23 protein-coding genes are annotated in these 26,799 nt (G+C 66.9%); 10 read left to right on the top strand and 13 right to left on the bottom strand.

Annotation, left to right across the window (positions count from 1 at the left end; genetic code table 11):
* Window positions 1-36: 36 nt before the first annotated feature.
* Window positions 37-591: a class I SAM-dependent methyltransferase gene (locus Q8T13_13290; GenBank protein ID MDP3718732.1), complete on the bottom strand. Its 555-nt coding sequence runs from the start codon at window positions 589-591 to the stop codon at window positions 37-39.
* Window positions 592-633: 42 nt separating this feature from the next.
* Between Q8T13_13290 and Q8T13_13295 the strand changes: the two genes are divergently transcribed.
* Together Q8T13_13295 and Q8T13_13300 are read left to right on the top strand one after the other, a co-directional pair.
* Window positions 634-2,385: a hypothetical protein gene (locus Q8T13_13295; GenBank protein ID MDP3718733.1), complete on the top strand. Its 1,752-nt coding sequence runs from the start codon at window positions 634-636 to the stop codon at window positions 2,383-2,385.
* Between the two features lie 40 nt (window positions 2,386-2,425).
* Window positions 2,426-3,187, top strand: a complete 762-nt coding sequence (locus tag Q8T13_13300; GenBank protein MDP3718734.1) for an exodeoxyribonuclease III — start codon at window positions 2,426-2,428, stop codon at window positions 3,185-3,187.
* A gap of 65 nt (window positions 3,188-3,252) precedes the next feature.
* Here Q8T13_13300 and Q8T13_13305 read toward each other — a convergent pair whose 3' ends face one another.
* The 3 genes from Q8T13_13305 to Q8T13_13315 all read right to left on the bottom strand — a co-directional run bounded on the left by Q8T13_13305 (window position 3,253) and on the right by Q8T13_13315 (window position 8,849).
* A complete protein-coding gene (locus Q8T13_13305; protein MDP3718735.1) occupies window positions 3,253-4,761 on the bottom strand; it encodes a hypothetical protein in 1,509 nt (502 codons plus the stop codon).
* Between the two features lie 150 nt (window positions 4,762-4,911).
* The gene (locus Q8T13_13310) at window positions 4,912-6,957 is read right to left on the bottom strand and encodes a pyrroloquinoline quinone-dependent dehydrogenase (protein ID MDP3718736.1); all 2,046 of its coding nucleotides are present in this window, start codon (window positions 6,955-6,957) and stop codon (window positions 4,912-4,914) included.
* Window positions 6,958-7,007: 50 nt separating this feature from the next.
* Entirely contained in the window at window positions 7,008-8,849 is a 1,842-nt protein-coding gene (locus tag Q8T13_13315; protein MDP3718737.1) for a VWA domain-containing protein, read from the bottom strand.
* A gap of 29 nt (window positions 8,850-8,878) precedes the next feature.
* On the opposite strand from Q8T13_13315, the gene Q8T13_13320 reads away from it, so the two are divergent.
* A complete protein-coding gene (locus Q8T13_13320; GenBank protein MDP3718738.1) occupies window positions 8,879-9,832 on the top strand; it encodes a PfkB family carbohydrate kinase in 954 nt (317 codons plus the stop codon).
* Here Q8T13_13320 and Q8T13_13325 read toward each other — a convergent pair.
* The 3 genes from Q8T13_13325 to Q8T13_13335 all read right to left on the bottom strand — a co-directional run bounded on the left by Q8T13_13325 (window position 9,804) and on the right by Q8T13_13335 (window position 13,588).
* On the bottom strand, window positions 9,804-11,486 hold the full coding sequence (locus Q8T13_13325; protein MDP3718739.1) for an alkaline phosphatase family protein: 1,683 nt from the start codon (window positions 11,484-11,486) through the stop codon (window positions 9,804-9,806). The two genes, Q8T13_13320 and Q8T13_13325, sit on opposite strands and share 29 nt — an antisense overlap.
* Window positions 11,487-11,492: 6 nt before the next feature.
* Entirely contained in the window at window positions 11,493-12,035 is a 543-nt protein-coding gene (locus Q8T13_13330) for a YaeQ family protein (protein ID MDP3718740.1), read from the bottom strand.
* 110 nt (window positions 12,036-12,145) lie between these two features.
* Complete coding sequence (locus tag Q8T13_13335; GenBank protein ID MDP3718741.1) at window positions 12,146-13,588, bottom strand: CRTAC1 family protein; 1,443 nt, start codon at window positions 13,586-13,588, stop codon at window positions 12,146-12,148.
* Window positions 13,589-13,697: 109 nt separating this feature from the next.
* Here Q8T13_13335 and Q8T13_13340 point away from each other — a divergent pair, with 109 nt between their 5' ends.
* The 3 genes from Q8T13_13340 (at window position 13,698) to Q8T13_13350 (ending at window position 17,133) form a co-directional block, all read left to right on the top strand.
* Window positions 13,698-15,134: an L-cystine transporter gene (locus Q8T13_13340; GenBank protein MDP3718742.1), complete on the top strand. Its 1,437-nt coding sequence runs from the start codon at window positions 13,698-13,700 to the stop codon at window positions 15,132-15,134.
* 7 nt (window positions 15,135-15,141) lie between these two features.
* Window positions 15,142-16,698, top strand: coding sequence for an amidase family protein (locus Q8T13_13345; GenBank protein MDP3718743.1), 1,557 nt, complete (start codon window positions 15,142-15,144; stop codon window positions 16,696-16,698).
* 81 nt (window positions 16,699-16,779) lie between these two features.
* A complete protein-coding gene (locus tag Q8T13_13350) occupies window positions 16,780-17,133 on the top strand; it encodes a hypothetical protein (protein MDP3718744.1) in 354 nt (117 codons plus the stop codon).
* Between the two features lie 79 nt (window positions 17,134-17,212).
* Here the strand turns inward: Q8T13_13350 and msrB are convergent, their stop codons facing one another.
* The 4 genes from msrB to Q8T13_13370 form a co-directional block, all read right to left on the bottom strand.
* Window positions 17,213-17,698, bottom strand: coding sequence for a peptide-methionine (R)-S-oxide reductase MsrB (msrB, locus tag Q8T13_13355; GenBank protein MDP3718745.1), 486 nt, complete (start codon window positions 17,696-17,698; stop codon window positions 17,213-17,215).
* A 28-nt stretch (window positions 17,699-17,726) separates the two neighbouring features.
* Complete coding sequence (locus Q8T13_13360; GenBank protein MDP3718746.1) at window positions 17,727-18,308, bottom strand: Uma2 family endonuclease; 582 nt, start codon at window positions 18,306-18,308, stop codon at window positions 17,727-17,729.
* A 160-nt stretch (window positions 18,309-18,468) separates the two neighbouring features.
* Complete coding sequence (locus tag Q8T13_13365; GenBank protein ID MDP3718747.1) at window positions 18,469-20,367, bottom strand: amidohydrolase family protein; 1,899 nt, start codon at window positions 20,365-20,367, stop codon at window positions 18,469-18,471.
* Entirely contained in the window at window positions 20,364-21,287 is a 924-nt protein-coding gene (locus tag Q8T13_13370; protein MDP3718748.1) for a hypothetical protein, read from the bottom strand. Before Q8T13_13370 ends, Q8T13_13365 begins: the two co-directional genes overlap by 4 nt.
* 242 nt (window positions 21,288-21,529) lie before the next feature.
* Between Q8T13_13370 and Q8T13_13375 the strand changes: the two genes are divergently transcribed.
* The gene (locus tag Q8T13_13375; protein MDP3718749.1) at window positions 21,530-21,937 is read left to right on the top strand and encodes a four helix bundle protein; all 408 of its coding nucleotides are present in this window, start codon (window positions 21,530-21,532) and stop codon (window positions 21,935-21,937) included.
* 74 nt (window positions 21,938-22,011) lie between these two features.
* Window positions 22,012-22,251, top strand: coding sequence for a hypothetical protein (locus Q8T13_13380; protein MDP3718750.1), 240 nt, complete (start codon window positions 22,012-22,014; stop codon window positions 22,249-22,251).
* 20 nt (window positions 22,252-22,271) lie between these two features.
* Here Q8T13_13380 and Q8T13_13385 read toward each other — a convergent pair whose 3' ends face one another.
* Both Q8T13_13385 and Q8T13_13390 read right to left on the bottom strand, forming a co-directional pair.
* Window positions 22,272-22,937, bottom strand: a complete 666-nt coding sequence (locus tag Q8T13_13385) for a hypothetical protein (protein MDP3718751.1) — start codon at window positions 22,935-22,937, stop codon at window positions 22,272-22,274.
* An 8-nt stretch (window positions 22,938-22,945) separates the two neighbouring features.
* On the bottom strand, window positions 22,946-23,545 hold the full coding sequence (locus Q8T13_13390) for a methyltransferase domain-containing protein (protein MDP3718752.1): 600 nt from the start codon (window positions 23,543-23,545) through the stop codon (window positions 22,946-22,948).
* Window positions 23,546-23,680: 135 nt separating this feature from the next.
* On the opposite strand from Q8T13_13390, the gene Q8T13_13395 reads away from it, so the two are divergent.
* Both Q8T13_13395 and Q8T13_13400 read left to right on the top strand, forming a co-directional pair.
* On the top strand, window positions 23,681-24,232 hold the full coding sequence (locus Q8T13_13395) for a Uma2 family endonuclease (GenBank protein MDP3718753.1): 552 nt from the start codon (window positions 23,681-23,683) through the stop codon (window positions 24,230-24,232).
* Window positions 24,233-24,317: 85 nt separating this feature from the next.
* The gene (locus Q8T13_13400; protein MDP3718754.1) at window positions 24,318-26,669 is read left to right on the top strand and encodes a homoserine dehydrogenase; all 2,352 of its coding nucleotides are present in this window, start codon (window positions 24,318-24,320) and stop codon (window positions 26,667-26,669) included.
* Window positions 26,670-26,799 lie beyond the last annotated feature (130 nt).

The following is a 26,799-nucleotide window of genomic DNA, read 5'->3' on the forward strand; positions in this document are numbered from 1 at the left end:
AAGTCTATCCGGCTAAAGCCGGATGCCACAAAGACCTTACCGCTTCGGAATCGTCCAGTAGTAAACCTTGCGGCCGTCGACGTCCAGTTCCTTCTCGGGCTTCCAGTCGCCCATGTCGAAGGCATGCGAGACGATGCGGGTGCCGGGCTTCAGTTCCTTCATCAGCTTGGGCATCAGCTTCACGTTGAGCGACGGCAGCAGGTAAAGCGTGATCACGCTGGCCCCGCTCAGGTCCTGTTCGAAGAGGTCGCCTTCGACCACCTTGACCAGGTTTCCGACGTTGTTCTTGGCGACGTTCTCGTTGGCTTCCTTGATGCGCTGCGGATCGATGTCAAAGCAGACGCCGCGTGCGCCATACTTCTTGGCGGCGGTCACCGGAATGCGGCCGTCGCCACACCCGAGGTCGTACACCATGTCGTTCTTGGTAACGTTGGCCACCTGCAGCATCGCTTCGACCACCGCCTCGGGGGTGGGCACGAAGATGACGTCAGGGCGGCGAGCCGGCGCGGCGGTTTGCGCGAGCGCCGCGGTGGCGCCGGGAAGTCCCGCCACGACGACAGTGATGGCCAGGGCGAGAAAACGATTACGCATGCGATGCATCCTCCTGTGGACGTAAGACCGACAGTATATCCCTTGCTCGTCGCCGTGCTGGCGCTGTCTGCCTGTGGGCAGGCGCCCCCGCCCGCGCCGGCCGGACCGGAACCGGTGCGTGCGGCTTGGCTGGCACCAGGCTCGGTCGAGGTGGGCTCGGGCGCCGACTACCCCTTTGGACTCGCGCTGGCCCCCGATGGCCGCCGGCTGGTGTTTCCGGCCGCAGCCGCAGGCCGTGTCTCGCTGTGGCTGCAGGATCTATCAACCGCCGAGGCCCGCGCGTTGCCGGCGACTGACGGCGCCGCCGCCCCGTTCTGGTCGACCGACGGGTCGCGCGTGGGCTTCCTGGCCGAGGGCCGCTTGCGGGCACTGGATCTCGCCTCGGGAGCGGTCAGCGATCTCGCCGACGCGCCGGGCGCGCGCGGCGCCACATGGAACGCGGCCGGCGATTTGGTGTTTGCCGGCAGCACCGGCGGGTTGCGGCGGCGGGCCGCCGACGGCGTTGTCACTCCGCTCACATCGATCGCTGAGGGCGGCGAGACCTCCCACTCCTGGCCGGCGTTCCTCCCGGATGGGCGGCACGTCGCCTACCTCGTGACGGCGAGCGAACGAGGCCGGGCCGGCGTCTGGCTGACGTCGCTCGACAACCCCTCCTCGCGCACGAAGGTCAGCGACTCCGACGCACAACCGCTGATCGCCGGACACACGCTGCTGACCCTGAACGACACGAACCTGATGGCGCAGCTGCTCGACCCCGCCACCTGGCAGGCGTCCGCCCGACCGACGCTCGCCGGCCTGAATGCGGGGCGCGGACCGCTCGGGCAACTGTTCGCCACTGCGGCCGCCGAGGTACTGATCTACGGCGCACCGGGATCGCGGCTCCGCGAACTGCGCTGGCTATCACCGACCGGCGACCTCCTCGGCCGCGCCGGTGAGCCGGCTGAATCGTGGGACCTGCGCATTGCCCCAGACGGCCGCCGGGTCGCCGTGACGCAACTCGATCCGCAATTGCGCACGCTCGACGTGTGGATTCGCGACGCCGCGCAGACGGTGCCGACGCGACTGTCGCTCGGCACCGATGTCGACGAGAGCGCGGTGTGGTCGCCCGACGGCCGGCGCGTCGCGTGGGTCGGCAAGCGCCGGCACATCATGATTCGCGGCGCCGGCGCGGTGCTGCCCGAGCAAACGATCGTAACGCTCGATCCGCCGATCCAACTCTGGGACTGGTCCCGCGACGGCGCCTTCCTGCTGGTCGGACGCACCGACGCGCAGACCCGCGACGACCTCTGGGTGTTGCCGCAGGTGCCAGGCGCGACACCGGGCGCCTATCTATCGTCCAGCTTCAACCAGACCTACGGCGCGTTCGCGCCCAACGGCCGCTCGGTCGCGTATACCTCTGACGAATCGGGGCAGCCTGAAATCTACGTGGATTCGTTCCCGAAGCCAGGCACTCGGCTGCGCGTGACCACTGCCGGCGGCACCGAGCCACGCTGGCGCGGCGACGGCAGCGCGCTGTACTTCCGGCGCGGTTCCGAAGTGCACATGGTTCGCCTGCAGTGGGGGCCACCCCTTCGCGGGGTTGCGCAACCGCCGGCGGTCGCCTCGCTCGATCGCCTGTTCGACGCCGGCGCGCCCATTCGCGCGTTCGACGTCACGCCCGACGGCACGCGCTTCCTGGTCAACTTGCCGGCGAGCGATGCCGCGCCGCGATCGGCGACGCTGGTCGTGAACTGGCAAGCCAATGCGCCGCACGGAAACCCGGCAGCACCGAAACACGGAACCCAATCCAGATGACTTCAGTGCTTCCGTGCTTCCGTGTAAGGCTTTGATAAAGATGAAGATTGCGACCTGGAACGTCAACGGCATTCGTGCCCGGCAAGGACAGCTCCTCGACTGGCTCGCCACCGAAAAGCCCGACATCGTGTGCCTGCAGGAAATCAAGGCGTCGCTCGACCAGTTGCCGTTTGAGCTGCGTGATGTCGAGGGCTATTGGAGCTACTGGCACGGCGAGAAGGGCTACTCGGGTGTAGCCGTGCTGTTCGCGAAGTCGCTGACCAACGTCTTCCCATCCTGTTCGCACCCGGGCTTCGACTTCGAACAGCGCATCGCCTGCGCCACGATTGCCTCGCCGCTCGGCGAGATCATGGTGGCGTCGATCTACGTGCCCAACGGCGGCAAGGACTACGAGGCGAAGCTGCGCTTTCTCGACGCGCTCGACTCGTTTGCGGCGGAGGCAGAGCGCGAACAGCGGCTGGTGATCTTCTGCGGCGACCTCAATGTCGCCCGCGAAGAGCGGGATGTTCACATCAAGCTGCGCAAGTTGAACCAGATCGGGACCAGGCCCGACGAGCGGGGGTTGCTGGAACGCGTCATCTCACACGGGCTGGTCGATGTCGGACGCACGCTCGATCCCGACAACCACGACCTGTTCACCTGGTGGGCGCCGTGGCGCAACCAGAAAGCGCGCAACATCGGCTGGCGGATCGACTACGTGCTGGCCTCGACGGCCCTCGCCTCTCGCGCCACCACCTCGGTCGTTCAGCGAGAAATCGGGACGAGCGATCACGGGCCGGTCGTGGTGACACTGGATGTCTAGAGGAGATCAAGAGATCAGGAGAAGCTAGAGTAGGGGTTCTCTTCTCCTCCTGAACTCCTGTAAGGCTAAGGCATCTTCTCGATCGCCGCCTTGAGCGCCGCCGCCTTCTCTTTCATGCGCGGTTCGGCGATCGCCATCTCGACGTGCGCAAGCGCCAGCGCCTTTTGCCCCATTCGGGCGTAGCCCTGGGCGGCGTTGAAGGCGGATTGCGCCGAGCGCTCGGCGGCCACTTCCATGTCCCTCGTCAACTTGGCGCGCTGACGCGCTTCCCTGCCAGGCGGGGTCAACGACCCGCCCGCGCGTTTGACCTCGGCATCGAGCGCGCCCAGGTCGGCCTTGGCCTGCGATGCGGCGTTCGAGAAACAACTCATCGCCCGCGCGAACTTCGGCGAAGCCAGCGGCCACGATTCCTGATCCACGTGGACCAGTCCTGCCATCCACACCGCATCGCAGTTGGTGCCGTCGAGATCGAACGATCGATCGAACCTGGCAATCGCGGTCGGCAGGTCCTTACGGTCGTAAGCAATCAAGCCGGCAAGCATGTAGACGCTGCTGTTGGACAAGAGCTTGATCGCCTGCTCGACGTCAGACCACGCCAGCGCGAGCGCCTTGAGGTGGTATTGGTTCCACGCCCGCCAATAGTACGCGTCGCCCATGTGCCAGGTGCCGAGCTCGATCATCCGGGACGCCGTCGCGACCGCCTCCGGGTGCCGCATCAGGTAGCTCAGGCTGGTCACGCGGCCGAGCAGGGCATCGCGATGGGTCGCCGTCTCGGCGAGCACGGTATCGAATCCGCTGAGCGCGGCTTCAAACTCCGCCAGCGACTGATGGATGCGCGCCCCGGTGAGCGTGATCCACGGCGAGGAAGGAAACGCCTCGTGTGCCGAGCGCAGCAAGGTGGCCGCGCGGTACAGGTCGATGGGCTCGGACGGCCCGCCCACCATGGCGCGGCGCGCTTCCCACGGCGGCGTGTCGAGAAGGCGAGGGTTGGCCTCGCGAAGCGGCGCGGCCTGGGGCGCGCCGGCCCCACCACACACCGCGAGCCGGAACCCGATCAGCGGCACGCCGTCGTAGCGAGCCAGGACTGCGGCAGGATCGACGGTGTTGCGCAAGCGGGTTTGCTCGCAATCGATCATCAACGCGACGTATTGAGCGACCGGATCGGTCGCGACCCAGGGATCAAGGGCGCGGCGCGCGGCGTTGGCGGGGTCAAGCGCGGCCCTCGCTCCGAAGAGTCTTGCGCGCTGCTCGGGATCGAGGCCGCCGGTCTCGCCGTTCACGAGTTCGGCCGCGTCGAGCAGCACCGAGGGAGAGGCAGTGGAGGCAACCCCTTCTTTGGGATTGCCTGTTGGACTGGCCAGCTGCCTCGCCCGAGCGAGTGAGACCTCGGCTGGAATCCCCAGCTCCTTCTCGCGCATTGCGATCAGCAGGGTTGCCTCGAACGCGCCTTGGGCCGCACCAGGCGCCGGTCGCGGCGGCCCGGCAAGCCGCTCGAAGATGGCCTGTGCTTCTTTCAGGCAGGAATAACAGCCTTCGCGGACAAGCGCGGTGGCTTTGCCCAGTTCGGCAACCACTTGCGGAGAAGGCCCACGCGCAGCGCATCCAGCGGCTGCGATGGCGAACCACGTGAGAGCGGTCCGTGACATGGGAGAGTTAGACACAGTCCGGAATGAAAAGTTCCTTCGTGTCCTTCGTGGCGACCTTCGCGTCCTTCGTGGTTGCCTTTAAGGCAGCGCCAACGCCACCAACTCCGGCACCGCCGCCTGAGTCGCGCCTTGCACGGTGATCGCCACGTACTGCTTCCCGTCGACCGAATACGTCATCGGCGTGCCGATGGCCACGCCCGGCAGGTCCACCGACGCCAGTTCCTTCCCCGTCGCCTTGTCGTATGCCACCAGGCGTGGACCGCCGGTGCTGCCACCCGCCGTCAGCGCATACATCAACAGCGTCTTGGTCAGCAGCGGACCGCTGAACGTGCTGTCGCCACCGACCGGCGGCAGGTTGAGGCCCTTCAGCCGCGGGTTGTTGCGAATGCGATCGCCGTCGCCGGCCGGCACCATCCACGTGTGGTTGCCGGTGTTCATGTCGATGGCGGTGATCCGCGAGTACGGCGGCTTGAACAGCGGCACCCCATCCGGCATCTGCGGGCTGCGGCCCGGCTGCTGCATGTAGAGCAGGTTGCTGTCGAGCGCGGCGTCAGGCACGCCGAGCTTGACCACGCCGTAGGCGTTGCGCGACGGCACATAGAGCAGGCCCGTTGACGGGTCGACGGCGGCGCCTTGCCAGTTGCCGCCGCCGGTGGTGCCGGGCCTGACGATGGTCCCCTGCACGGACGGCGGCGTGAATAACGGCCCGTAGCGGAACGGTTCGATCGCCTTGATCGCCGCCGCGCGGAGCTCCGGCGTGAAATCGGCGAGGTCGTCAACCGCGACGCCCTGGTACTCGTACGGCGCCGGCCTCGACGGAATGGGCTGCGTCGGCGACGCCTTCTCGCCGGGCACATCGGACGCCGGCACCGGCGTCTCGACAATCGGCCACACGGGCCGGCCGGTCACGCGATCGAAGGTATAGACGTAGCCCTGCTTCGTTATCTGGGCCAGCGCCTTGATGCGCCTGCCATTCACCGTGATGTCGAGCAGGTTCGGCGCCGCCGGGTTGTCGTAGTCCCACAGGCCGTGATGCACGGTCTGGAAGTGCCACACGCGCTTGCCCGTCGCGATATCCAGCGCGACGATACTTTCGGCGAACAGGTTGTCGCCGAGACGATGCGCGCCGTAGAAGTCGGGCGCGGTCGTGTTGGTCGGCAAGTAGACCTGCCCCAACTCCTCGTCCGCGCTCATCATGGTCCACACCGTGACCTTGCCGGCGTACTCGTTCGAACCGTCGGCCCAGGTCTCGCTGCCAAACTCGCCCTTCGACGGCACGGTCTGGAACGTCCACCGCACCTTGCCGGTGCGAACATCGAAGCCGCGGATCCACCCAGGGATCTGTTCCTTGGTCTTGATCAACGACGAGATCGCGGCCGGCGTGATGATCACGTCCTTGACGACGATGGGCGGGGATTGCACGGAGTAGGTCAAGGCGTTGAGGTAGTCGCGGGTGCCGCGCTTCGCGCGCGGCAGGCCCTCCATCAAGTCCACCTTGCCGTTGTTGCCGAAGCCCGCCACCGGCTTGCCGGTCTTGGCATCGACGCAAATGAGGTATCCGTCGCCGGTGCCCCAATAGATCCGCTCGTCACTGCCGCCCGCCCAGTACGCGACCCCGCGCTGATTCCACCGCAACGTCAGCGTCGTCGTCCCCGACTCGTAGCTCTTGGGGTTGTAGACCCACTTGAGCGCGCCGGTGCGCGCGTCGTAGGCGGCGCCGACTGACGAAGCCGTGTTCACGTACAAGGTGCCGTTGACCATCAGCGGCGTGGCCTTGTAGTTCTGCACGAACGGTGGCTGGCCGTCGCGCCACCGCGTGGGGTCAAGACGATTCAGCTCGTCGAAGATCAACTTGGAGTCGGCCGACCACCCGGTGCCGTCGGGCAGGGTCAGGCTGAGAAAACCGTCTGGCGACTTGGCGCGCCACGCGATCTTCAGCGAGGCGAAGTTCGCCGCGGTGACCTGGTCGAGCGGTGAGTACTTGGTGCTGGCCAGGTCGCCACCGTAGGTGGGCCATTCGCCGCGCGCGGTGGACGGTGCCGCGGACGACGCCGGAGACGGCGCCTGCGCGCCGAGCGCCGTGGCCAGGACGAGGGCAACCAGCAGCGTGGTGATTCGGGTCATTCGGGCACCGGCGGACGGCCGGACAGGCACATTCTAGAGGGAAACGGCGTCTAGCGGGCGACGCGAAATGCCACCCACTGCTCCGCCGACTGTTCGCCGACGGTGGCCGTGACCTTGAGGAGGTAGGTGCTGTTGGCCAAGCTCCCGACCGGCAGCGGCATGCGCAGGCGGCCACCGGACAGCGGCGGCGCGTCGAGCACGCGCAACGGCGATCCCTTGGCGTCGAGCAACTCGACCTTGACCAGGGCGGCATCGCCAGCTGGCGAGTCCAACCCAATCTCCACCAGCACCCGCTCGGTAGCGGTGAACCGGGTTAATGCGGTGGGCGATGCCGACGGGTTCGCTTCGATCGCCCGCAGCTCGATCATGTTGCGCGCGCGCAGGAACCGCGGAGTCGCAAGCACGAGCGCGCTCTTCGACAGGTCGGGCACCACCTGGGCCTGTACCCAGCGGTCGATGGTCTCGCCGGCCTGGGTCATCGAGGTAAAGCGCAGGCGCTGCCGCCCGGCCGGCCACTCGAAATGCGCCATCAGCGGCAACTCGCCGGGCGCGCCGCCAATCACTTGCGCCGGCATCGATTCCTTGCCGGCATCGTCCAGCGGCTGAATCTCGAGCCGCGCCGGCCGGTCGGCCGAGGCCGGCGCCGCTTCCCAGGTGTAGGAAAAGCGCGTGCGGCCCTCGTCGCCCCTGGACACGCCGGTCCAGATGGTCACTGCCCTGCCGGTCGCCGAATCGGACATCGCCGACAACGCCGTGGTGAGCGCCGTGTTCACCGGCGTGGCGGCGGCTTCGGCGGCGGCGGTGATCTCTTTCTCGCTGGCCGCCCAGTAGCCGCGCCGTGCGGTCACGTCGACGCCACGCCGCTTCACGCGCACCTTGATCTCGTGGAACTTGCCGTCGTTGGTGCGCCGCGTCGGCGTGTAGCCGATCAAGTAATAAGAGCCGGCATCGGACATCACAGTTCGCAGGTGGCGTTCGGGATCGTTGGTGCTGACAATGGCGCGGCCGCCGGTGTCGTAGGCAATGCGGCGCAGGATGTCGTCGCCACCGAAGCCGACGGACCCGAGCGGGCGCGGATCGATGACATGAATAGTGACGTTGCCGCGATTGGCCGCCTCGATCGCCTCCTTGTAGCGCTGGTCGTTGGGGCTGCCCGGGCGTACTGGTGGGCCCTGGCTGAAGAACAGGATCGACTTGCGCCCCTCCCGCAACCCGCCAAACTGGGTCGCCAGCGCGCCCAGGGCCGACAGCGTGACGCCGGCCCGCAGCTCCATCCAGTTGCGCTGGGTCATCTGCGCCTCTTCGACCGCGCTCTTGACCGGAAAGGTCTCGCCGCGGCGGCCTTCGAACGTGCGCACGCGCGCGAGCAGCTCGTCTTTCGAGCGCGTGTACTTCAAGTCGCGCAGGCTCTCGAGCGGCTCCATCATCACCGCCAGGTCGTTGGGCCCGAGCTGCTTGATGAAGCTGCTGATCGCCTCGCGCAGCGGCAACGTGATCTCGGGCCGCTTGTCGATGTGGTAGTCGTCCAGGAAGATGCCGAACAACCGCACATCCTCGCGCGCGGCCTCGAGCAGTGCGTGCTCGCGGGAACGAATCTCGAGTGGCTCGTTCAGGTCGGTGGTCCGGACGCCATCGACGCGCGCGAGCTGCATGGTTTCGACGACCTGCGGCACGCCGTCTTCAGTGACTTCGAAGTCGGCCAGCTGCAGGTCGGTCACGGGTTGGTCGTCGCGCGCCGTCACGGTGACGTCGACGCGCACCAGGTCGGTGCCGGCGCGGAAGATCGGCTGCTGGGGAAGCTCCTGCACCGCTTGCGGATCGGGTTGCTGGGCGGACGCCAGCACGCCGAGGGTCATCAGCCCCGCCACCACCGCCGCCCGTCCGCGCCTCATGTCCCTCATCCTAGCTATACTCGACGCCAATGTCCGCTCGAAATGGTTCGCCCCCAGCGCCTGGGCGGAGGTGGGACGTGGTCGGGGTGGGCGCCAATTCCGTCGACTATGTCTACCGCCTGCCGGCCTCGCCACGCGCCGACAGCGCCACCGCCAAGCTGCGCATCACCAGCCACTTTGTGTCGTGCGGCGGGCAGACGGCGACGGCGCTCGCCGCCTGCGCCGCGCTCGGCCTTCGCCCCGCCTACGTCGGCGCCGTCGGCAGCGACGACAACGGCGGACTCGTCCGTCGGGAACTGGCCGGCCGGGGCATCGACCTGGCTCATGTTGTGACGCGCGAGGCAGCCAATCAGTTTGCGGTCATCACCGTGGACGACCGCACCGGCGAGCGAATCGTCTTGTGGGATCGCGACGACCGGCTGAGGTTGCACGCCGCCGAATTGCCCGAAGCGCTCATCGCCTCGGCCCGCCTGGTGCACGTGGACGATGTGGATGAGGAGTCGGCGATTCGCGCAGCGACGCTGGCGCGCGCGGTCGGGGTGCCCGCCACGAGCGACCTCGATCGCGTGACCAGCCGCACCGCGGAACTGGTGGCGGCGGTCAGCATTCCGATTTTCGCCGAGCACGTCGTGCCGGCCCTGACCGGCGAGACCAATTCCGAGCGCGGGCTGCGAACACTTCGTCAGACCCACGCAGGCATGCTGTGCGTCACCCTCGGCCCACGCGGGTCGATGATGCTGGTGGACGATCGCTTGTATGTGGAGCCCGGGTTTGCCGTGCAGGCCGTGGACACGACCGGAGCCGGCGACGTGTTTCGCGCCGGCTTCATTCACGCCCTGCTGAGTGGGGCCGCCCCTGCAGAGATCCTTCGCTTCGCGAATGCCGCCGCGGCCGTGAGCTGCACTCGGGCGGGCGCCCTGAACAGCGTGCCGTCCCTCGCCGAGGTGGAGCGGTTTATGGCCGAGGCGCCAACGCTTCGGTGAGCACGCGGCCGGTCGCGTCGGGCAGGGTGACGCCAGCGAGAAACGCCAGCGTAGGCGCCAGGTCGGTCGGCGAGGCCGGCTGCAGGTACTCGCCCCTCTTGATGCCGCCGCCGAACAGGATCACCGGCACGTGCGTATCGTAGCGGTGGCCGGTGCCGTGCGTGCTGGTGCTCGAGGAGGTGATCCAGTAGCTGCGGCCGAGCATCTTGAGGTCGCCGCTGCGCCCCTCGTAGTGGCTGAACGCCGACGCGCGCGTCAGCACATCAGTGGTTGATAACTCTTCCTTGCGGTAGACCCGCCACACGCCCTCGGTCTGCCGAATCGCATCGATCACGGCGGCCATCGCCTGGGCGTTCTGGGTCAGCTTCAGGTAGACGCCGTCGTTGAAGTAGACGTCGTTGTAAATCACCCGCGTCCGATACGGGCCGGCGCCGAGCTCGCGCTGCAGCACCTCGTCGATCCGGCGGCCCACGGCGACGGTGCTGATCCGGCCGGCCTCGAAGCCGAGCGCCTTGACCCGCTCGGGCACCAGCGCCACACCGTGATCGGACGACAACGCCACCACGTAGTTGCCCGTGCCGACGTCGCGATCGAGCGTGTCGAGCAGCGTGCCGAGTTCGCGATCGAGGCGAATCAGGACGTCCTGCACCTCGTGCGAATCCGGGCCGAAGTCGTGGCCCACCTTGTCGAGCGCCGAGAATCCGACGGCCAGGTAATCCAGTCCGGGTCCGCGCCCGAGCTTCAGGCCATCGAGCGCCGCGCCGGCCAGGCCCGCCAGGTAGGCGTCGGAATGCGGGCTCGACTCCCACGCGTCGGTGAAGGCGCCGGCGATCTCCTTGCCGTCGCCCTTGACGATGTGGGGAAAGTCCTTGGTGATGAGCGCGGTGCGCTGCAGCCCTTGTGACGAGCCGTCATAGAGGTAGCGGTCCTTCGGCAATGCGCGATCCCAGGCCCGGCCCATCTCGTTGCGTAGTGGATGCTTCGCGATGTACTCCGCAAAGTACGGCGCGGTGGTCTTCGCGAACGCGGTCGAGGTGACCCACTCGCCGTCGACCTCGTCCAGCCAGATCACTGCGTCGGGCCGGTGGCCACCCAACGTGACCGCCGACCGGGCCTTCAGCGACACGCTCACCACGCGCGGCGCCGACGCGCCCTGCAGCCGGAGCTCGTCGGCGAGCGTGGTCGTCATCAGATTCCGGGCGCTGTGGCCCACGCTCTTGACGGCCCCGCCGTAGGTGATGAGCTGCTGGGTGTCGTCGTCCGTGCAGCTCACGATGCGGCTGTTGTTGCGCTCCCACCACTGGTTCAGCACCATGCCGTGCACGGCGGGAATCGCGCCGGTGCTGATACTGGCGTGGCCGGCACAGGTCACGGTGTTGTAGTACGGAAAGTCGGCCTGCCGGAACCAGGCGCCCTCGGTGACCAGCCGCTTCAGGCCGCCGGTCCACTGGTGCTGGAAGCGGTCGACGTAGTCGGCCCGCATCTGGTCCACCGAGATCATCACGATCAGCTTCGGCTTGCCCGCGCCCGGCGTTTGCCTGTCTTGAGCGAGCGCGGTGGCGGGCCACGGCCCGCCGGCGGCCGAGTCGAAAGGGGCCGCCGGTCCGACGGTGATCAGGAGTGCGGCAAGAACAGCGAGAACGGCAATTCGCATAGTGGCTCAGCTGAAGTGATGCTCGTTGATGCTGGTGGTGAACGTCCGCCCATCGACATCCAGGTAGAGTTGACGCTCGGTGACCGACACCGACACCTTCGCGCGACGCTCGATCGTAGCCGCGACCTCTTCGATAAAGCCAGCGCCAAACTCGTAAACCGGAATCTCGGCCGCCCGGTGCACGCCCTGGCCTGCCAGCTGCGCCAGCACCTGGCCGACCGCACGATGCGTATACACCGCGACACGTCCGGTCTTCTTCATGCCGCGATGCAGGCGATCGGCGGCCGGCATGCCGACTTCGATCCAGGCCGTGACCTGTCCGGTGAGGTCGCGAATCATCACGGCGGGCTCCTCCCCACCAGCGGCGACGCCCTCGGTGAAGGTGATGCCTTCCGCGTATTCGAGGCAATAGGCGAGATAGCGCGCCAGCATGTACTCGGCGGTCTCTGACGGTTGGCGCGCCATGCGCACCGCCAGCGTCTCGTACACGCCGCGATCGATGTCGGCCAGTTCGGTGTCGAGGTTGTATACCGTTGCGGTCAGGGCCATTTCAGGGATCAGGGATCAGGGATCAGGGATCGGGGATCGGGGATCAGGGATCGGGGATCAGGGGATGCCAGGAGGGCGGCACTTTAGTGCCGCTAGAAACCAATCGTACCTCACCGCACCCGAACCGTAACGGTCCGGCCGGGCGCGATGCCGCGCTGCCACACCGGCACGCGCCTGCCATTCCGCGGCGCGATCACTTGCACATCCACCCGCGACACGCCGGCCGGGACGCCGACGTGCACTGGCATCTCGTTCTGGGCGTCGTAGCCGGAGCCGGTATCGACCAGGCGCGCGCCCACCAGGCGCGTCGTGCCGGCGGCATAGACGCGCACTTCCGCGCCGGGCAGCGTCGCGCGGCCCCGGCTGTCGACCACCCGCACGTGCAGCCCCCGCGCGGCATCGGCGGCCGGCAACAGGTTGCGCATCACCAGGTGCATGCCGTCGGCGCGGGCACCGGTGAGCGCCAGGTCGAGATCCCCGTCACCATCCACATCGGCCCACTGCACGCCGTGATCCGCCTGCAGCCTTCGGATGGATGGCGGCGTCACGTCGACGAACGCTGATCCGGTGTTGCGAAACAGCGTGTCCTGCCAGCTGGCGCCGCCGGTGACGGTGCCGTTGACGTAGAGGTCCAGCCGGCCATCGTGATCGAAATCCGCGAACGCGCACGCGTCGTAGCGCGAGTCAATGGCGATGTTCCATGCCGCGCCGCGGTCCTCGAACAGGCCCTTGCCGCGGTTGCTGAAGAAGCCCAGCGGGCCGTAGTTGGCGGCGAACAGATCGAACCGGCCGTCGTTGTCCACATCGGGAGCACAGACGCGAACCGTGCCGTTGCCGGCGTGCTTCGGCGCGCGGCCGCCCCAGGCGACGCCTGCCGCCTCCGCGACATCGGTGAACTTGCCGGCGTCGTTGCGATACAAGCCGTTCGCGTCGCCATCCATGTTGGCATCGGCCAGGTCGAGGTCGCCGTCTTCGTCGTAGTCGAACCACACGGCGCCCACGGTTCGGCGCGGGTCGGCCAGGCCTACGGCCGTTGAAACGTCGGTGAACCGCCCGGCATCTACACGAAACAGCGCGTTGGGCCGATCGCGGAACGCCACGAACAGGTCGAGATCGCCGTCCCCGTCAAAATCCACCCACGCCGGCTGGCGTACGGCGCCGGTGGGGACGGTCAGCCCCACGGCGGTGGTGACATCGTCGAAGCGGCCACCGGTGTTGCGATAGAGGCGGAGGACGGAGGTTGCGGCTTGGGGGGTGAAACCGAGCAACAGGTCGGGGTCGCCATCCGCATCGAAGTCACCCCACGCGGCGGCGCGGGTGGCACGGGAATCGGCCACGCCGGCGGCGGTCGCCACATCGGTAAAGACGCCCTGGTCGTTGCGATAGAGCCGGTTGGGCGCGCCGTCGAAGCCCACGAACAGGTCGAGGTCGCCGTCGCCATCCACATCGGCAAAGGCATTCACGAAGGTCGCGCCGGCCCCGAACAGTTCCGGCTGGATGGGCTCGAACAGCGGGCTTGGTGCTTGGGTCGTGGTGGGCTGGAACGACGCCATAAGCAGGGCGCATAGAAGCAATACGGCAGTTGGCATAGGACGGCAGCCAGCTTACACCCGCGTTGACGGACTGACGAGGGGGAGCTAGAGTCATGCGTCTGGAGCGTGTATGAACATCGCGGTATTTGCCAACGTCGCCATTTTCGTCCTTGCGATGTACTGGCTCGCTCGCCGGGCGAAGAACGGCTCGCCGCTCTCCACCAACGTGCTGATCGCGGTGCTGCTGGGCGCCGCCCTCGGCGCCGCGGCGCAGGCGGTCTACGGGCTCGGCAGCGCCCCCATCCGTGACACGCTCACCTGGGTGGGCATTGTCGGCAGCGGTTACGTGCGGCTGCTGCAGATGGTGATCGCGCCGCTCGTGCTGATCTCGATCCTGGCGGCCGTCACCAAGCTGAGCAACGCCCGGTCACTCGGCGCCATCGCCGGCGGCGTGCTGGGCATGTTGATGGTGACCGTGGCGCTGTCGGCAGTGATCGGCATCGGCATGACGACGCTGTTCGGACTGAGAGCCGACGGCCTGGTGCAGGGCGCGCGGGAGCTCGAGCGCGGCTCGGCCCTCGAGGCGCAGGTGGCCCAGGCGGCCACGCTCACCATCCCGTCGCTGCTGCAGTCGTTCGTGCCGATCAACATCTTCGCGGACCTGGCCAACAGCCGCTCCACCTCCATCATCGGCGTCGTCATCTTCGCGGCCCTGCTGGGGCTGGCCGTCCTCTCGCTGCGCAAGGAGAACCCGGAGCTGGGCGATCGGTTGCTGCGGGGCATCGAGACCCTGCAGGCGCTGATCATGCGGCTGGTGCGCATCGTGATTAGGCTGACGCCCTACGGCGTGCTGGCGCTGATGGCGCGGGTGGTGGCGAGCTCGAACGTGCAGGACGTCGTCAACCTGGGCGGGTTCGTGGTGGCGTCGTATGTCGGGATGGGCGTGATTTTGGTGATGCACGCGGTCATCCTCACGATGGCCGGTCTCAGCCCGGTGCGCTTCTACCAGAAAATCTGGCCGGTGCTCACCTTCGCGTTTACGTCCCGTTCGAGCGCCGCGGCCATCCCGCTCAGCGTCGAGACGCAAGTCACCCGGCTTGGCGTGTCCCCCGCCATTGCCAACTTCGCCGCCAGCTTCGGCGCCACCATCGGGCAGAACGCGTGCGCCGGGCTCTACCCCGCCATGCTTGCCGTGATGATCGCGCCGAGCGCGGGCATCGACCCCACCTCGCTCTCGTTCATCGGCTCTCTCGTGGTCGTGGCGACGCTCGGGTCGTTTGGCATCGCCGGCGTCGGCGGCGGCGCCACGTTTGCTGCGCTCGTGGTGCTGTCGGCCATGAACCTGCCGGTGGCACTGGCTGGCCTGCTCATCTCGGTGGAGCCACTCATCGACATGGGCCGCACGGCGGTGAACGTGAGCGGATCGATGATGGCCGGCACGGTGACCAGCCGGTGGCTGGGGCAGACCGAGATGGCGGTGTATGCGGCCAGCGACGCGGTGGCGGTGGCGCCGGCCGCGGCGGCCACGCCCGACCGTGTCGGCGAGTCCGCGCCCTCCGCGATATGATTCGCGCGTGACCAGACCCGCGCTCATCGTCGCGCTGCTCGTCGCGGCCTGCGCCGCGCCGCAGGCGCAATCCCCGCCCGCCTTCGACGTGCACGAGGCGTCGATCGCACAGATCCACTCGGCGTTACAGGCCAGGCGCCTCACCTGCCGCGCGTTGGTCGAGCAGTATCTGCGTCGCATTGATGTCTTCGACAAGAACGGACCCGCCCTCAACGCCATCGTCATCACCAACCCCGAGGCGCTGAAGCAGGCGGACGATCTGGATCGACGTTTTGCCGAGAGCGGCCTCACCGGACCGCTCCACTGCGTGCCGACGATCGTGAAGGACAACTTCGAGACAATCGGGCTGCAAAGCGCCAATGGCTCGCTGGCGCTGGCTGGCTTCGTGTCGAACAAGGACGCGTTCCAGGTGGCGCGCATCAAGGCGGCCGGCGCGATCGTCATCGCCAAGTCGAACATGGCGGAGTGGGCGTTCACGCCCAACGAAACCCTGAGTTCGATCCTGCCCGGTTACACGAAGAACCCCTATGCGCTCGACCGGGTCACGGCGGGATCGAGCGGCGGCACGGCAGCGGGGGTCGCGGCCAGCTTTGGCGCCGTCGGCCTCGGCAGCGACACCGGCAATTCCATTCGCGGCCCGTCATCGCATCAAGCGCTGGTAGGCATTCGCTCGACCATGGGGCTGACGAGCCGGGGCGGCGTGATGCCGCTCAACCTGCTGGCCGACATCGCCGGACCGATGGCGCGAACGGTGGAGGATGCGGTGAAGGTGTTCCAGGTGGTGGTCGGCAGCGACCCGGCCGACCCGGTGACGGCGGCCGCGGCGGCGCACCTGCCGCAAAACTACTCCGCGGCGCTGGTGCGCGATGGGCTGAAGGGCGCGCGAATCGGTGTGTTGCGCTTTGCGTACGAACGCGAGTCCACCGACCCGGAGATCGTGCAGGTGTTCATGCGCGCGGTCGACGACTTGCGAACCCATGGCGCGACCATTATCGATCCAGGCGTCGTCGACGGCCTCGATCAGATCAAGCGGCCGCAGGGCATGGGCCCGTGCGCCGGGTTCAAGTACGACATCAACCGCTACCTCGCCGAACACGGCGAACGCGTGCCGGTGAAGAGCCTGGCCGAGATCGTCAAGTCGGGCCGGTTCCACCCCACCGTCCGGCGTCAACTCGAACAAGGCGAGCAGGGCCCCGAGAACGGTCCCGATTCACCGGAGTGCAAGGCCGACGCACAGTATCGCCAACAGGTGCGCGAGGCCGTCACGAAGACGATGGATGCGCAGAAGCTGGATGCCTGGGTCTATCCCACGTGGAGCAATCCGCCGCGCCTGATCGGCGACCTGAATACGCCCGGCGGCGACAACAGCCAGTTCTTCTCGCCCACCACGGGGTTTCCGTCGATCCAAGTGCCGATGGGTTACACGCGCGGGGGCCGGCTGCCGGCCGGCATCACCTTCTTCGGTCGCGCGTGGTCGGAACCCACGTTGATCAAGCTCGCCTACGCCTACGAGCAGGCGACGCATCACCGCCGCGCGCCTGAAAGCACGCCGCCATTGCGCTAGCAGTATTTGATGGCCGGCTCGCGCAACCAGCGATAAGCTCATCTATTCGATTCATTCGTCACCCGAAGGGACCTTCAATTGATGAAATCACTCACGCTCGCGCTCGCTCTGCTCGCCGGAAGCCTGGCGCCGATCCTCGCGCAGAGCAAACTCGACTTCACGCTCAAGAACGACACCGGCGTCATCATTGCCGAGGTCTACGTGGCTCCCAGCACCTCGGATGACTGGGAAGAAGACATCATGGGCAAGGACGTCCTCGGCAACGGCGAGTCGGTGGACATCACGTTCTCTCGCACGGAAAAGACCTGCGACTGGGACCTGAAGATCGTTGACGAGGACGACAACGAAATCGAGTGGACCGAACTGAACCTCTGCACGGCATCGCACATCACCCTGCAGTACAAGGGCAAGAAGGCGACGGCGATCATCAAGTAAGGAGTCAGCCAGCGGCGGGTGTGCAGAATGGTCCGGCTAGCCACCTTCGCCAAGGCTACGGTGGTCAAGAAGCCGGACGCTACATATCAGCGGCGGGGTCGGCGAGCGACGCCAGCTTGTCGGCGTCGGTGAAGCGCAACGATTCGGAGTTGACGCAGTGGCGCTGCCCGGTCGGCTTGGGACCATCGGGAAAGACGTGCCCCAGGTGGCAGTCGCAGCGCGCGCACAGGATCTCGACGCGCACCATGCCGAAACTGCGATCCGAGATCGTAGCGACGTTCTCTTCGGCGATCGGCTGGAAGAAACTGGGCCAGCCGGTGCCCGACTCGAACTTGGCGTTCGACGAGAACAACGGCAGCCCGCAGCACACGCACGAGTAGACGCCACTGCGCTTGTTATCGAGCAACGTGCCGCAGAACGGCCGCTCGGTGCCGTGCGCCCGGGCTACCGCGAACTCCTCTGGCGTGAGAAGCTCTTGCCACTCGGCATCGCTCTTCTCGACCCGCGGCACCGGCAACGGCCCGACCAGCTGGCCGTGGCGGTTGTAGACGAACAACGGCACCAGCTTCACTTGTGACTCTCTCTTCTCGGGACTACCCGAACAATTGGCCGAGCGGGAGTGCCCAACCCGGCAAGAGCGGCGTGGTGAGGGCTCGGTCAGCCGCCAGCACTCCCACACGAACGAACTTAGCGTTCTCGTCCAGTCGATCCACGGTCACTGTGTTTCGCTCCGGATCAATCATCCAGTATTCCCGCACGCTGCTCTTCTCAAACAGCCGCTGCTTGAGCTGCTGATCGCGCCTCCTTGTGGATGGCGACAGGATCTCCACAACCAGGGCCGGTGCGCCCACGACGTTCTTCTCCGTCAGGATGCTCTGTTGGTCAGCGGCGACGAACAGCAGATCCGGCTCGACGATGTCCCAGTGTGACAGGACCACATCCAGTGGCGCGTAGTAGACCTCACCGACCAACGGGTGTGCTCGCAGGTACTCCGCGAGCGACAGATGGAGTCGGCCTGAGAGCTTCTGGTGCCTCAGGTTAGGGGAGGGCGTCACGTAGTGCTCCCCATCGATGAGCTCGTGCCGTTGCCCATCGTCCGGGAACAACAGGAAGTCGTCGTAGGTGAGGCGAGAGTCAGGCCGAGCGCTCGTCGACATGGCGTCGCTACCCTCCATTCGGCAATCTTACACCTGGGCATGACGACCCAGTAGTGCTAACGCCGTGCCGCTCGCATTCCCGCGCGTTCGCTCGTATTTGCGTGAATCGTGGAATGAGCGATAGCAGAAACAGCAGCGGCAACGGCCGGGCGGTGTGGCAGATCCTGCGAGGTGATGCCTACTGGATGGGCATCGTGCCACGCCACAGTGTCTCGCCTTCGACCGTGACCACGATGGTGGCCGAACCGGCGGCCGCCGGATCCCGCTGATCGACAATCGCGGTGAATGCCCGCTCGTTGGCGCCCCCGGCCGTTGTCGTCACGCCGGTGAAGCTCGACCAGCCGTCGGTGGATTGCAGGACCCCCAAGACGCTGGCCGCGATTGACCTGGTCTTATCCGGCGCGTCGATGGTGAACGTGCCGATCGCCTGTCGTGCTCCCGCGCGGTGGGTGATATCGATGGCGACTCGTGCTCTCGCCGCCAAGCCCTTGGCCGAAAGCTCGCGGGCACCGAAGGACATGGGCCGGCTGGGCATGTTGCCGGATCTGAGCAAGGCACGACCGCTGCGCACGCCCGTAGCAGTGCCGTTGGTCAACGCGACGGTGCCGTTGACCAGCACGTGCCGAATGCCCTCCGATGGCAGCGCCGGCTGTTCGTAAGTCGCACGATCAATTACCGTCGCCGGGTCGAGCACAACTAGGTCGGCGGCCATGCCGAGCGCGATCAGGCCGCGATCGATCATGCCGATGGTGGCGGCGGGCAGCGCCGAGGATTTCCGGATCGCCTCCTCCCACGACATGATCTGCTGCTCGCGCACGTAGCGGCCGAGGACGCGCGGATACGAACCGTAGAAACGTGGATGGACTCGGGTGGCGGTCGAGGCGCCGCAGTCGCATGCCATCGACGTGGTGGGGTGCTGGAGGATCTTGACCAGGTCGGCCTCGCTGCCGAAGCGCAGGATCGCGCCGGGATCCCCGGTGGTTTCGAGAATCCGGACGATGGTCTCGCCGGCCCCGGCATTCATGTCTTTCATCACCGCGGTCAATTCCTGCTGGGTGCGCGGGAGGTAGACACCCTGCGGGCCGCCGAAACGCGCGGTCATGGCCTGCTCGGCCTCGGTGATAATCCGCGCGCGCTCGGCCGGCTCGGCAAACCGCTTCAGCATGGCCTGGCGCCCGCCCTCTTGCGCCCAGCCCGGAATGATCAACGAGCCAAGGCCCGACTGACCGGCGAGATACGGATACGCATCGGCCGCGGTGTAGGCACCGCGCCTGGTCGCGTCATCCATCGACGCGAGAATGGCGCCCGCGGTTCCCTGCTCCAAGCCCTGGGCTTTCATGTGGGTCACGACCGGGACCAGTCCGGCTTTCTGCCCAATCGCGACGGTCTCGGCCACGCCGACCTTCGAACTGTAGTTGGATTCCGGTGCGATGCGATCGTGATTGGTGAAGTTGGTGCGGAAGGGCCGCGCCACGTCGACAATCCTGATCACTTCCTCGGTGCGGGCGAAGTACCCCGGCTTGTAGTCGAGCCCGGCTGACACGCCCCACGCGCCTTGATCGAGACCCCTGGCGATCAGCGCGCGCATCTGCTCGATCTCGGCCGGCGTCGGACGCTTGTCCGCGTTCCCGTTCACCGACTGCCAGGCGGCATTGAAGCCGATGTAGCCGCCGATGTTCACGGCCAGGCCGGACGCAGCCAGCGTCTGCATTTGCTGCGCGATGTCGAGCGGCCCGTTGCCGTCGGCGTTGAAGATCTCGGTGGTCACGCCTTGCGTCAGCATGTTCACCGCCGTCGGCAGCGCGTCGGGTGAGGCGTGGCTGTGGATGTTGATGAAGCCTGGTGTCACGAACAGTCCGCGCGCCTCGATCTCGGTCGCTGCGGTCGCGCCGGCCAGGTCGCCGATGGCGACAATGAAGCCGTTACGGACGGCGATGTCGGCGTCGTAGCGGGGATTGCCGCTGCCGTCGAGCACCGTGCCGTGGCGAATGATGGTGTCATACCGAGGGGCCTGTGCCTGGGCGTGGCCAATCGACAGACTGATGAGGCAGGCAACGGCGAAGCAAGTCGGGTTCATGGCGCGGTGCCGGATGATAGCACCCACCCATCGGCGTAGTGAACGATCAGCAGGTCGCTCTGTCGGATAGCCTGCTTAAGAAGTTCAGCGTCAAGCGGGCGATCGGCGGTGATGCATTGGCGGACCGCCTCGATCCGCAGCACCGCATCGGCAATGTCCGCAACCCGCAGCACCGCCTCCAGCCCATCGGCGGTGTACGCGGCCCACGAAGCGAATACCTTGGCCGCGCGGTACCGCTGCACCACTGGCGCAAAGCCCGGCCACGCCGGCGCGACCCGCGCCTCCCACTGTTGCTCTACATCAGACGGCGCCTCGTTCCATGACCAGGGCGCGGGCACGGCGAAGCGCGCGTGCTCGAACAAGGCAATCGCGACGGCCATCGATGGAGTCGTGGGCGCCTTCCCCACTTCAGAGCGCTCCCAGGCCGCGAACGCGTCGAACGTCATCAGCCGCTCCGGCGCTTCGAGCGGCGGCAGTGATTCGCGCGCATCGAGCCCTTCGGGAAGGTCGAAACCCGCGACCGGTGACGGCCCGTCGACAATCTCAATCGCTCCTTCATGCGTGAACAGCAGCGACGCTGCCGCCGGGCAGTAGTGCGACAGCGTGACGTGCACGCCACGCTGATCGATCAGGCAGACGTACGGGAAATGCGCGCAGCTCACCGGGCGCGCGCGGTGAACCCCGCAGCCGCCGGCGCCGTGAAACACGCAGTGACCGTTCGCCTGCAGCGCCAGCATCCCGGCCACCTCGCCGGGCGCGTCGGGTTCAGGCACCAGCCACGAGTCGTCTGGCCGGCCCGCCAGGCCGCGAATGGGAATGACCCGGTCACGTTCCACCGGAATCGCCCAGCCCGAGGAACAACAGGCGCCGCTGTGGCGGCAGGCGTAGGTGACGTGGAAGTTGAGCCAGGAGGTGCGCACTTGGGTGGAGTTGAAAGTTTAAGAGTTGGTAGTTGGTAGTTTCAGTTGAGAGTTTCAGTTTCAGTGGCAGTTTCAGTGGCAGTTTCAGTTTCAGTGGCAGTTTCAGTTGCGGTTCAGCCGCCGGGTCGCAGAAATTGCTGCGGGCTTCGGCCACTCACCGGTCAGAAATTTCCACGTCTCGCAACGGCAATAGGCGATTGTCGCCGAAAAACCGGCGGTACACCCCTTGCTCTTGATTGACCATGAAGCCACCATCCGACGCCCGAAAACGCACCCTCGCACTGCAGGAGCGCGCCTTACGGTTCAGCACTGGAGTGAATCTCTCGTGTCCGAGCCAGTTCTCCAACATCCCAAGCGCCACCATCTGGCGTCAACTGGTTCGCTGTGCGGACTCCGTGTCCGCGAATCTAGTCGAGGCCGACGATGCGTCGAGCACCGCGGACTTCTTGTATAAGATCCAGTTGACGCTGAGAGAGGCCAAGGAATCACGCCAATGCCTGGCCAAACTCCGGCTGGCCAAACTGGACGCGTGGGATGCCGTCGGTAGACTGGAGGACGAGGCCATCGAACTGTCGGCGATCTTCGCGACGATCGCCATCAAGGTCGCCAGCCGCCTCGAACGGGAATCGCAATCTCGACGCCGAAACTGAAACTGAAACTGAAACTGCAACTGCAACTTCCAACTTCAACTACCAACTTTCAACTCGTCAACTTACAACTATCCATGATGCAGGCATTTTCGGTCGTCGCCGCGCTGTTGATTCTCTTTCCGTTCGCAGCCAGTCAACTGGGCCGGCTGTCCACGCGCACCTTGTCGTACCAACTGATGAACCTGGCTGGCTCTTCCGCGCTCACCATCGTTGCCCTGGTCGAACGGCAGTACGGGTTCATCCTGCTCGAGGGGACCTGGGCCATTGCGAGCGCCGTCGGGTTGGTGAGCGTCCTGCGCGCCAGGGGGAAATAGGGCGGCCTCTGGCTGGCACACTACTGGATCGCGTATCCGGTCAGCAGGAACTTCGCGCTGCCGCCGCGCACGTTGATGCCGTGACCGAACGAACAGCCGCCGCCGAACGTCACCCCGAGCCGCGAGACATTCAGCAGCGCCTTGTCGAAGTTGAACCGCGCGACGCTGTCGGCATTGCCGAACTGCCCGTTCACGCTCGACCACGCGCCGGGCTCCAGGGGCACGGCGATCGTCGCGCTGCCATCGGCGAGCGCGAACGCCCGTGGATTGGACCACCATCGGTCGTAGGCGCCGTTGCCGTTGTTGTTGGCCCACAGAAATGGCCGCACCGAAGCCGGAAGGCTACATGCGCTCGTGATGGGATCAAGCGAGTTGAACACGACCGGGCCAGTGGTCATGACGCGCAGCGACACCACCACGGTCCCGCGGATCGTCGTCAGGGCACTGGGCGAGAAGAGGTAATGCATCGATCCCGTCTCCGGGAAGTCGAACTCCAGCTGCGCGGCACTATTGGTGGTGAGCGGGAACGGATCGGGAGTGCCGATGGTCTGCCAGAGGCCGCTTTGCAGCGACAGCGTGAGCGGCGTCGGCGGATCAGCCGACGGCCCCGTCGGTGACCCCGAACACGCCACCTGTGTGGCTAGTGACACCAATAGCGCCACCACGAACGCGCGTCGGGGCCTCACCAGGTTCGTCACTCTCTACCTGGTTGGCGGCGTTCGGCCACGACAGACGCGATAAAGCGGCCGTCGACCTCGCCTTCCCGTGATCGAATCACGGCCAACGGTGCCAGGAGCGCGGGCAGTTCGCCCGCATTCAGCAGGAATACCGGGTTCTTCGGATGGCCACGCTCGGCCTGCCGCGCGGTGAAGGTCTCGTAAAAGAGCCGCCCGCCTGGCGCCAATGCCTCTCGCAGGGCGGGCATCAGCGGACGATGCAGGTAGTTGAACACCAGCACCGCGTCGCACGGCCCAGGCAACGACGGCACCGGATCGGTTTCAAGATCCACCACGTCGCAACTGAGCGACAGGTGCAACCGTTCGGCCGTCTCCTGGAGAAACTCGATCTTCTCCGGATCGCGGTCGATGGCGTGCACGTCGAAGCCGGCGCTGGCCAGCAACAGCGCGTGCCGGCCGCGGCCGCTCGCGACATCCAGCACCTTGCCGCCACGCGGCAGCAGATCGGCATTCTCGATCAACCAGGCGGCGGGCCCGGGAAGTAAAGGCGCAGCGGACGCGCGAGTCGCCGCCCAGGCGGCCAGGTCCTGGGCAATAGTGCGGAAATTCTGCTTCATGTTTGCGGGAACTGCGTACCTCCTGATGCTACACGGTTGCCGCGTTCTTCGATGACCGTTCGTACCCCTGTTTTGCCCAGCGAACACGCTTGACGATCCGATTCAGACGATGGCATCGTCGTCGCGAGGGCGCACATGACCTTGTTTACGCGACGGCAGCAGACGGTGAACGAGTACCTCGCTGGCGAGGAGACACTCAACCGGCAGGGACTCATCTGGGGCTCGGTCTTGAACGAGCCGGCCCCCAACTACACCCACCAGGCCATCGTGACCCGCGTGGTCGTCCTGCTGGATGAGCACGTGCGCGCACACCAGGCGGGGCTGGTGTGCGTGTCGCCGCTGGATGTCATCCTCGACGAGAAGCGGGCGCTGGTGGTGCAGCCAGATCTCCTGTTCATCTCGAACGAGCGGGTCACCATCCTGCGGAACCAGGTCTGGGGCGCCCCAGATCTGGTCGTCGAAGTCGAGTCTCCCAGCACGCGCCGCCGCGACCGCACCGCCAAGCGGGTCTGGTATCGGCGCTACGGGGTCCGCGAATACTGGCTGATCGATCCCATCGCAGAGACGGTGACGGTGGTCGGACTGGAGGCGGCGCGCTCGACCCGCCGGCAGTTCCACGGCCAACGCTCCCTCCGGTCGACGGTGTTGCCAGAGCTTCGCATTCTTGCCGCCGCATTCTTCGAATAGTCCACGGAGCCGCCGGCCGCCGAGATGCGTATCCACGTATGTGGATATGTTTGTAATACTTCCAGATTCAAGGCACAATGCCGCGATGGCAACCCTGGCGGCCACCGACCTGCGCCCGCGCCGGCTGGTGATCGAACACCTGTCCATCACGATCGAGGGCCGCGCCCTCGAAGACGTCCAGCTCGGCGGCTGGGTCTACGGCCCCGAGCTCGGCACCGCTCCCGTCGTCGTGGTCGTCGGCGGCATCACCGCGTCGCCGTTTCCGTTCGGCGACGGCCAGGCGGCCGGCGACGATGAGCGCGCGGCGTGGTGGCCGGCGCTCTGCTCGCCTGACCTGATCGATCCCGCAAGGCACACCGTGCTGTGCCCGTCGTGGCCCGGCAACGGCTCGACGTGGCGCGGGTTCGACGATCCGGGCACCATTGAATCCATCTCGATTGCCGGGCTCGCAGACCTCGTCGCCGCGTGGCTCGACGGCTGCGGCTGCTCGACCCCGGTCACGTGGGTGGGCGCCAGCCTGGGCGGCATGGTCGGGGTCGCCTTTGCGGCGCGCCATGCCGACCGGTGCGCCAGGCTTATTTCGATTTCCGGTGGCCTGCGGCCCGACGGCTGGGGCACGGCCACGCGCCACTTGCAGCGCGAACTGGTCCGCGACGGCTTGCGCAACGGCGACGTCGCCACCGGCATGAGCCGCGCCCGCCAGTTGGGCATGCTGACTTATCGCGGCCGCGATGAGCTGGACACGCGCTTCGGCAAGCTGCAACCGGGCCTCGATCGGCCGCCGGTCGCCGCGTATCTCGATCACCATGGCCGTCGGTTCGCCGAACGGTTTCCGGTCAAGACGTTCCTGATCCTGAGCGAGGCCATCGATCGCGGGTGGCTGAGCGATCCGCGGGCGATGCGCGAGGCGATCCAGGCGATCAGCGCTGAAACGCTGGTGGTGGGCGTGCCCGGCGACATGCTGTTTCCGTGGGCACTGCAGGTCGAGCTGCACCGCGCGCTGCAAGCGGCGGGCGCCGACTCGTCGCTGTGGAAGCTGGAGTCGGTGTTCGGGCACGACGCGTTCCTCGCCGACCAGGAACGGCTGGCCGAGGTCCTGCGCGGCGCCGGCGCGTTCGGCGGCGAGCTGCGGCTGGCGGCACGGCCGCGATTCGACGGGGTGGGAGTCGAACCGGTGCGCGAGATCCGCATCGGCCTGGTTGGCTGCGGCACGGTGGGGCGGGGCGTGCTCGAAATGATCGAGCGGCAACGCGACGCCGTGGCCGAGCGCTACGGTGTCCGGTTCCGCGTGTCGCGGATTGCGGTGCGCGACCTGACCAAGGATCGCGGCCCACGCGCGGCCGGCATCCCGATCGGCGATCAGGCGCTCGAGCTCGTCAGCGATCCCGAAGTCGACGTCGTCGTCGAGGTCGCCGGCGGGACCGCGCTGGAACCGATCCTGCGCGCGGCCCTGGCCGCCGGCAAGCCGGTGGTCACCGCCAACAAGGCGCTGCTCGCCTCGAAACTGGCCGACCTGGGGGTGCTGGCGCAACGCACCGAGACGCCGCTGTACTGTGAAGCGGCCGCGGCCGCGGCCATTCCGATCGTGCGGCACTTGAGCCATCGCGCCGACGAGGTGGACAGCTTGTGGGGCATCGTCAACGCCACCTGCAACTTCGTGATGACCCGCCTCGAGCAAGGCGACCTGTCGCTGGCCGATGCGATTGCTGAAGCCCAGAAGCTGGGGTTCGCCGAAGCGCAGCCGGATGCCGACCTCGACGGCCACGACGCGGCCGCCAAGCTGTCGATTCTCGCGTATCGCGCCTTTGGCGCGTGGGTGCGGCCCGACGGGTTCCTGGTGCGCGGCATTCGCGACATCGATCCGGCGGATTGCGACCTGGCCGAATCCATGGGTTGCCGCATCCGGCAGATCGCGCGGGCCGTGCGCATCAACGGCGCGCTCGACATGGCGGTGGAGCCGTTGCTGCTGCCCACCTGGCACCTGCTGGCCTCGGTCGAAGAGGAATACAACGCGGTCTACATGCGGTGCGTGTCGTCCGGCGACTTGAGCCTGTTCGGCAAGGGCGCTGGCGCGTTGCCCACCGCCACGGCCGTGCTCGGCGACCTGATCGATCTGGCCCAGGACAACTCCGTCCGCTGGCCGGTGCCACGGGTCCTGCCAGTCGCCCGCGACGGCACGGCGGTCACGCCGGCGCCGCGGCGGCACTACCTGCGCATCACCGGCCAGCCGCATCCGGGCCTCGAACGAAAGTTCGAAGGGCTCGTGCGGCGTCACGGGCTGACGGTGCAGAACCGCGCCTCGCGGCTCGAGGCCGACCGCGTGCACACCGCCTTCATGATCTCCGCCAGTTCCGACACGCAGATTGCCGAGGTGACCGAAGCGGTGGGAAACCTCGCCCGCGTCGAACAGAAGCTCTGCCTCGGAGTCATGGATTGAAGCCAGGGAACAGGGATCAGGGATCGGGGATCAGGGATCAGGGATCGGGGATCGGGGATCAGGGATCGGGGATCGGGGATCAGGGATCGGGGATCGGGGCGTGGCTCGACCCGGCGGGCTGCCCCGCTGA

It is taken from the genome of Acidobacteriota bacterium (genome assembly GCA_030697165.1).
Taxonomy (GTDB): Bacteria; Acidobacteriota; Vicinamibacteria; order Vicinamibacterales; family UBA2999; genus 12-FULL-67-14b.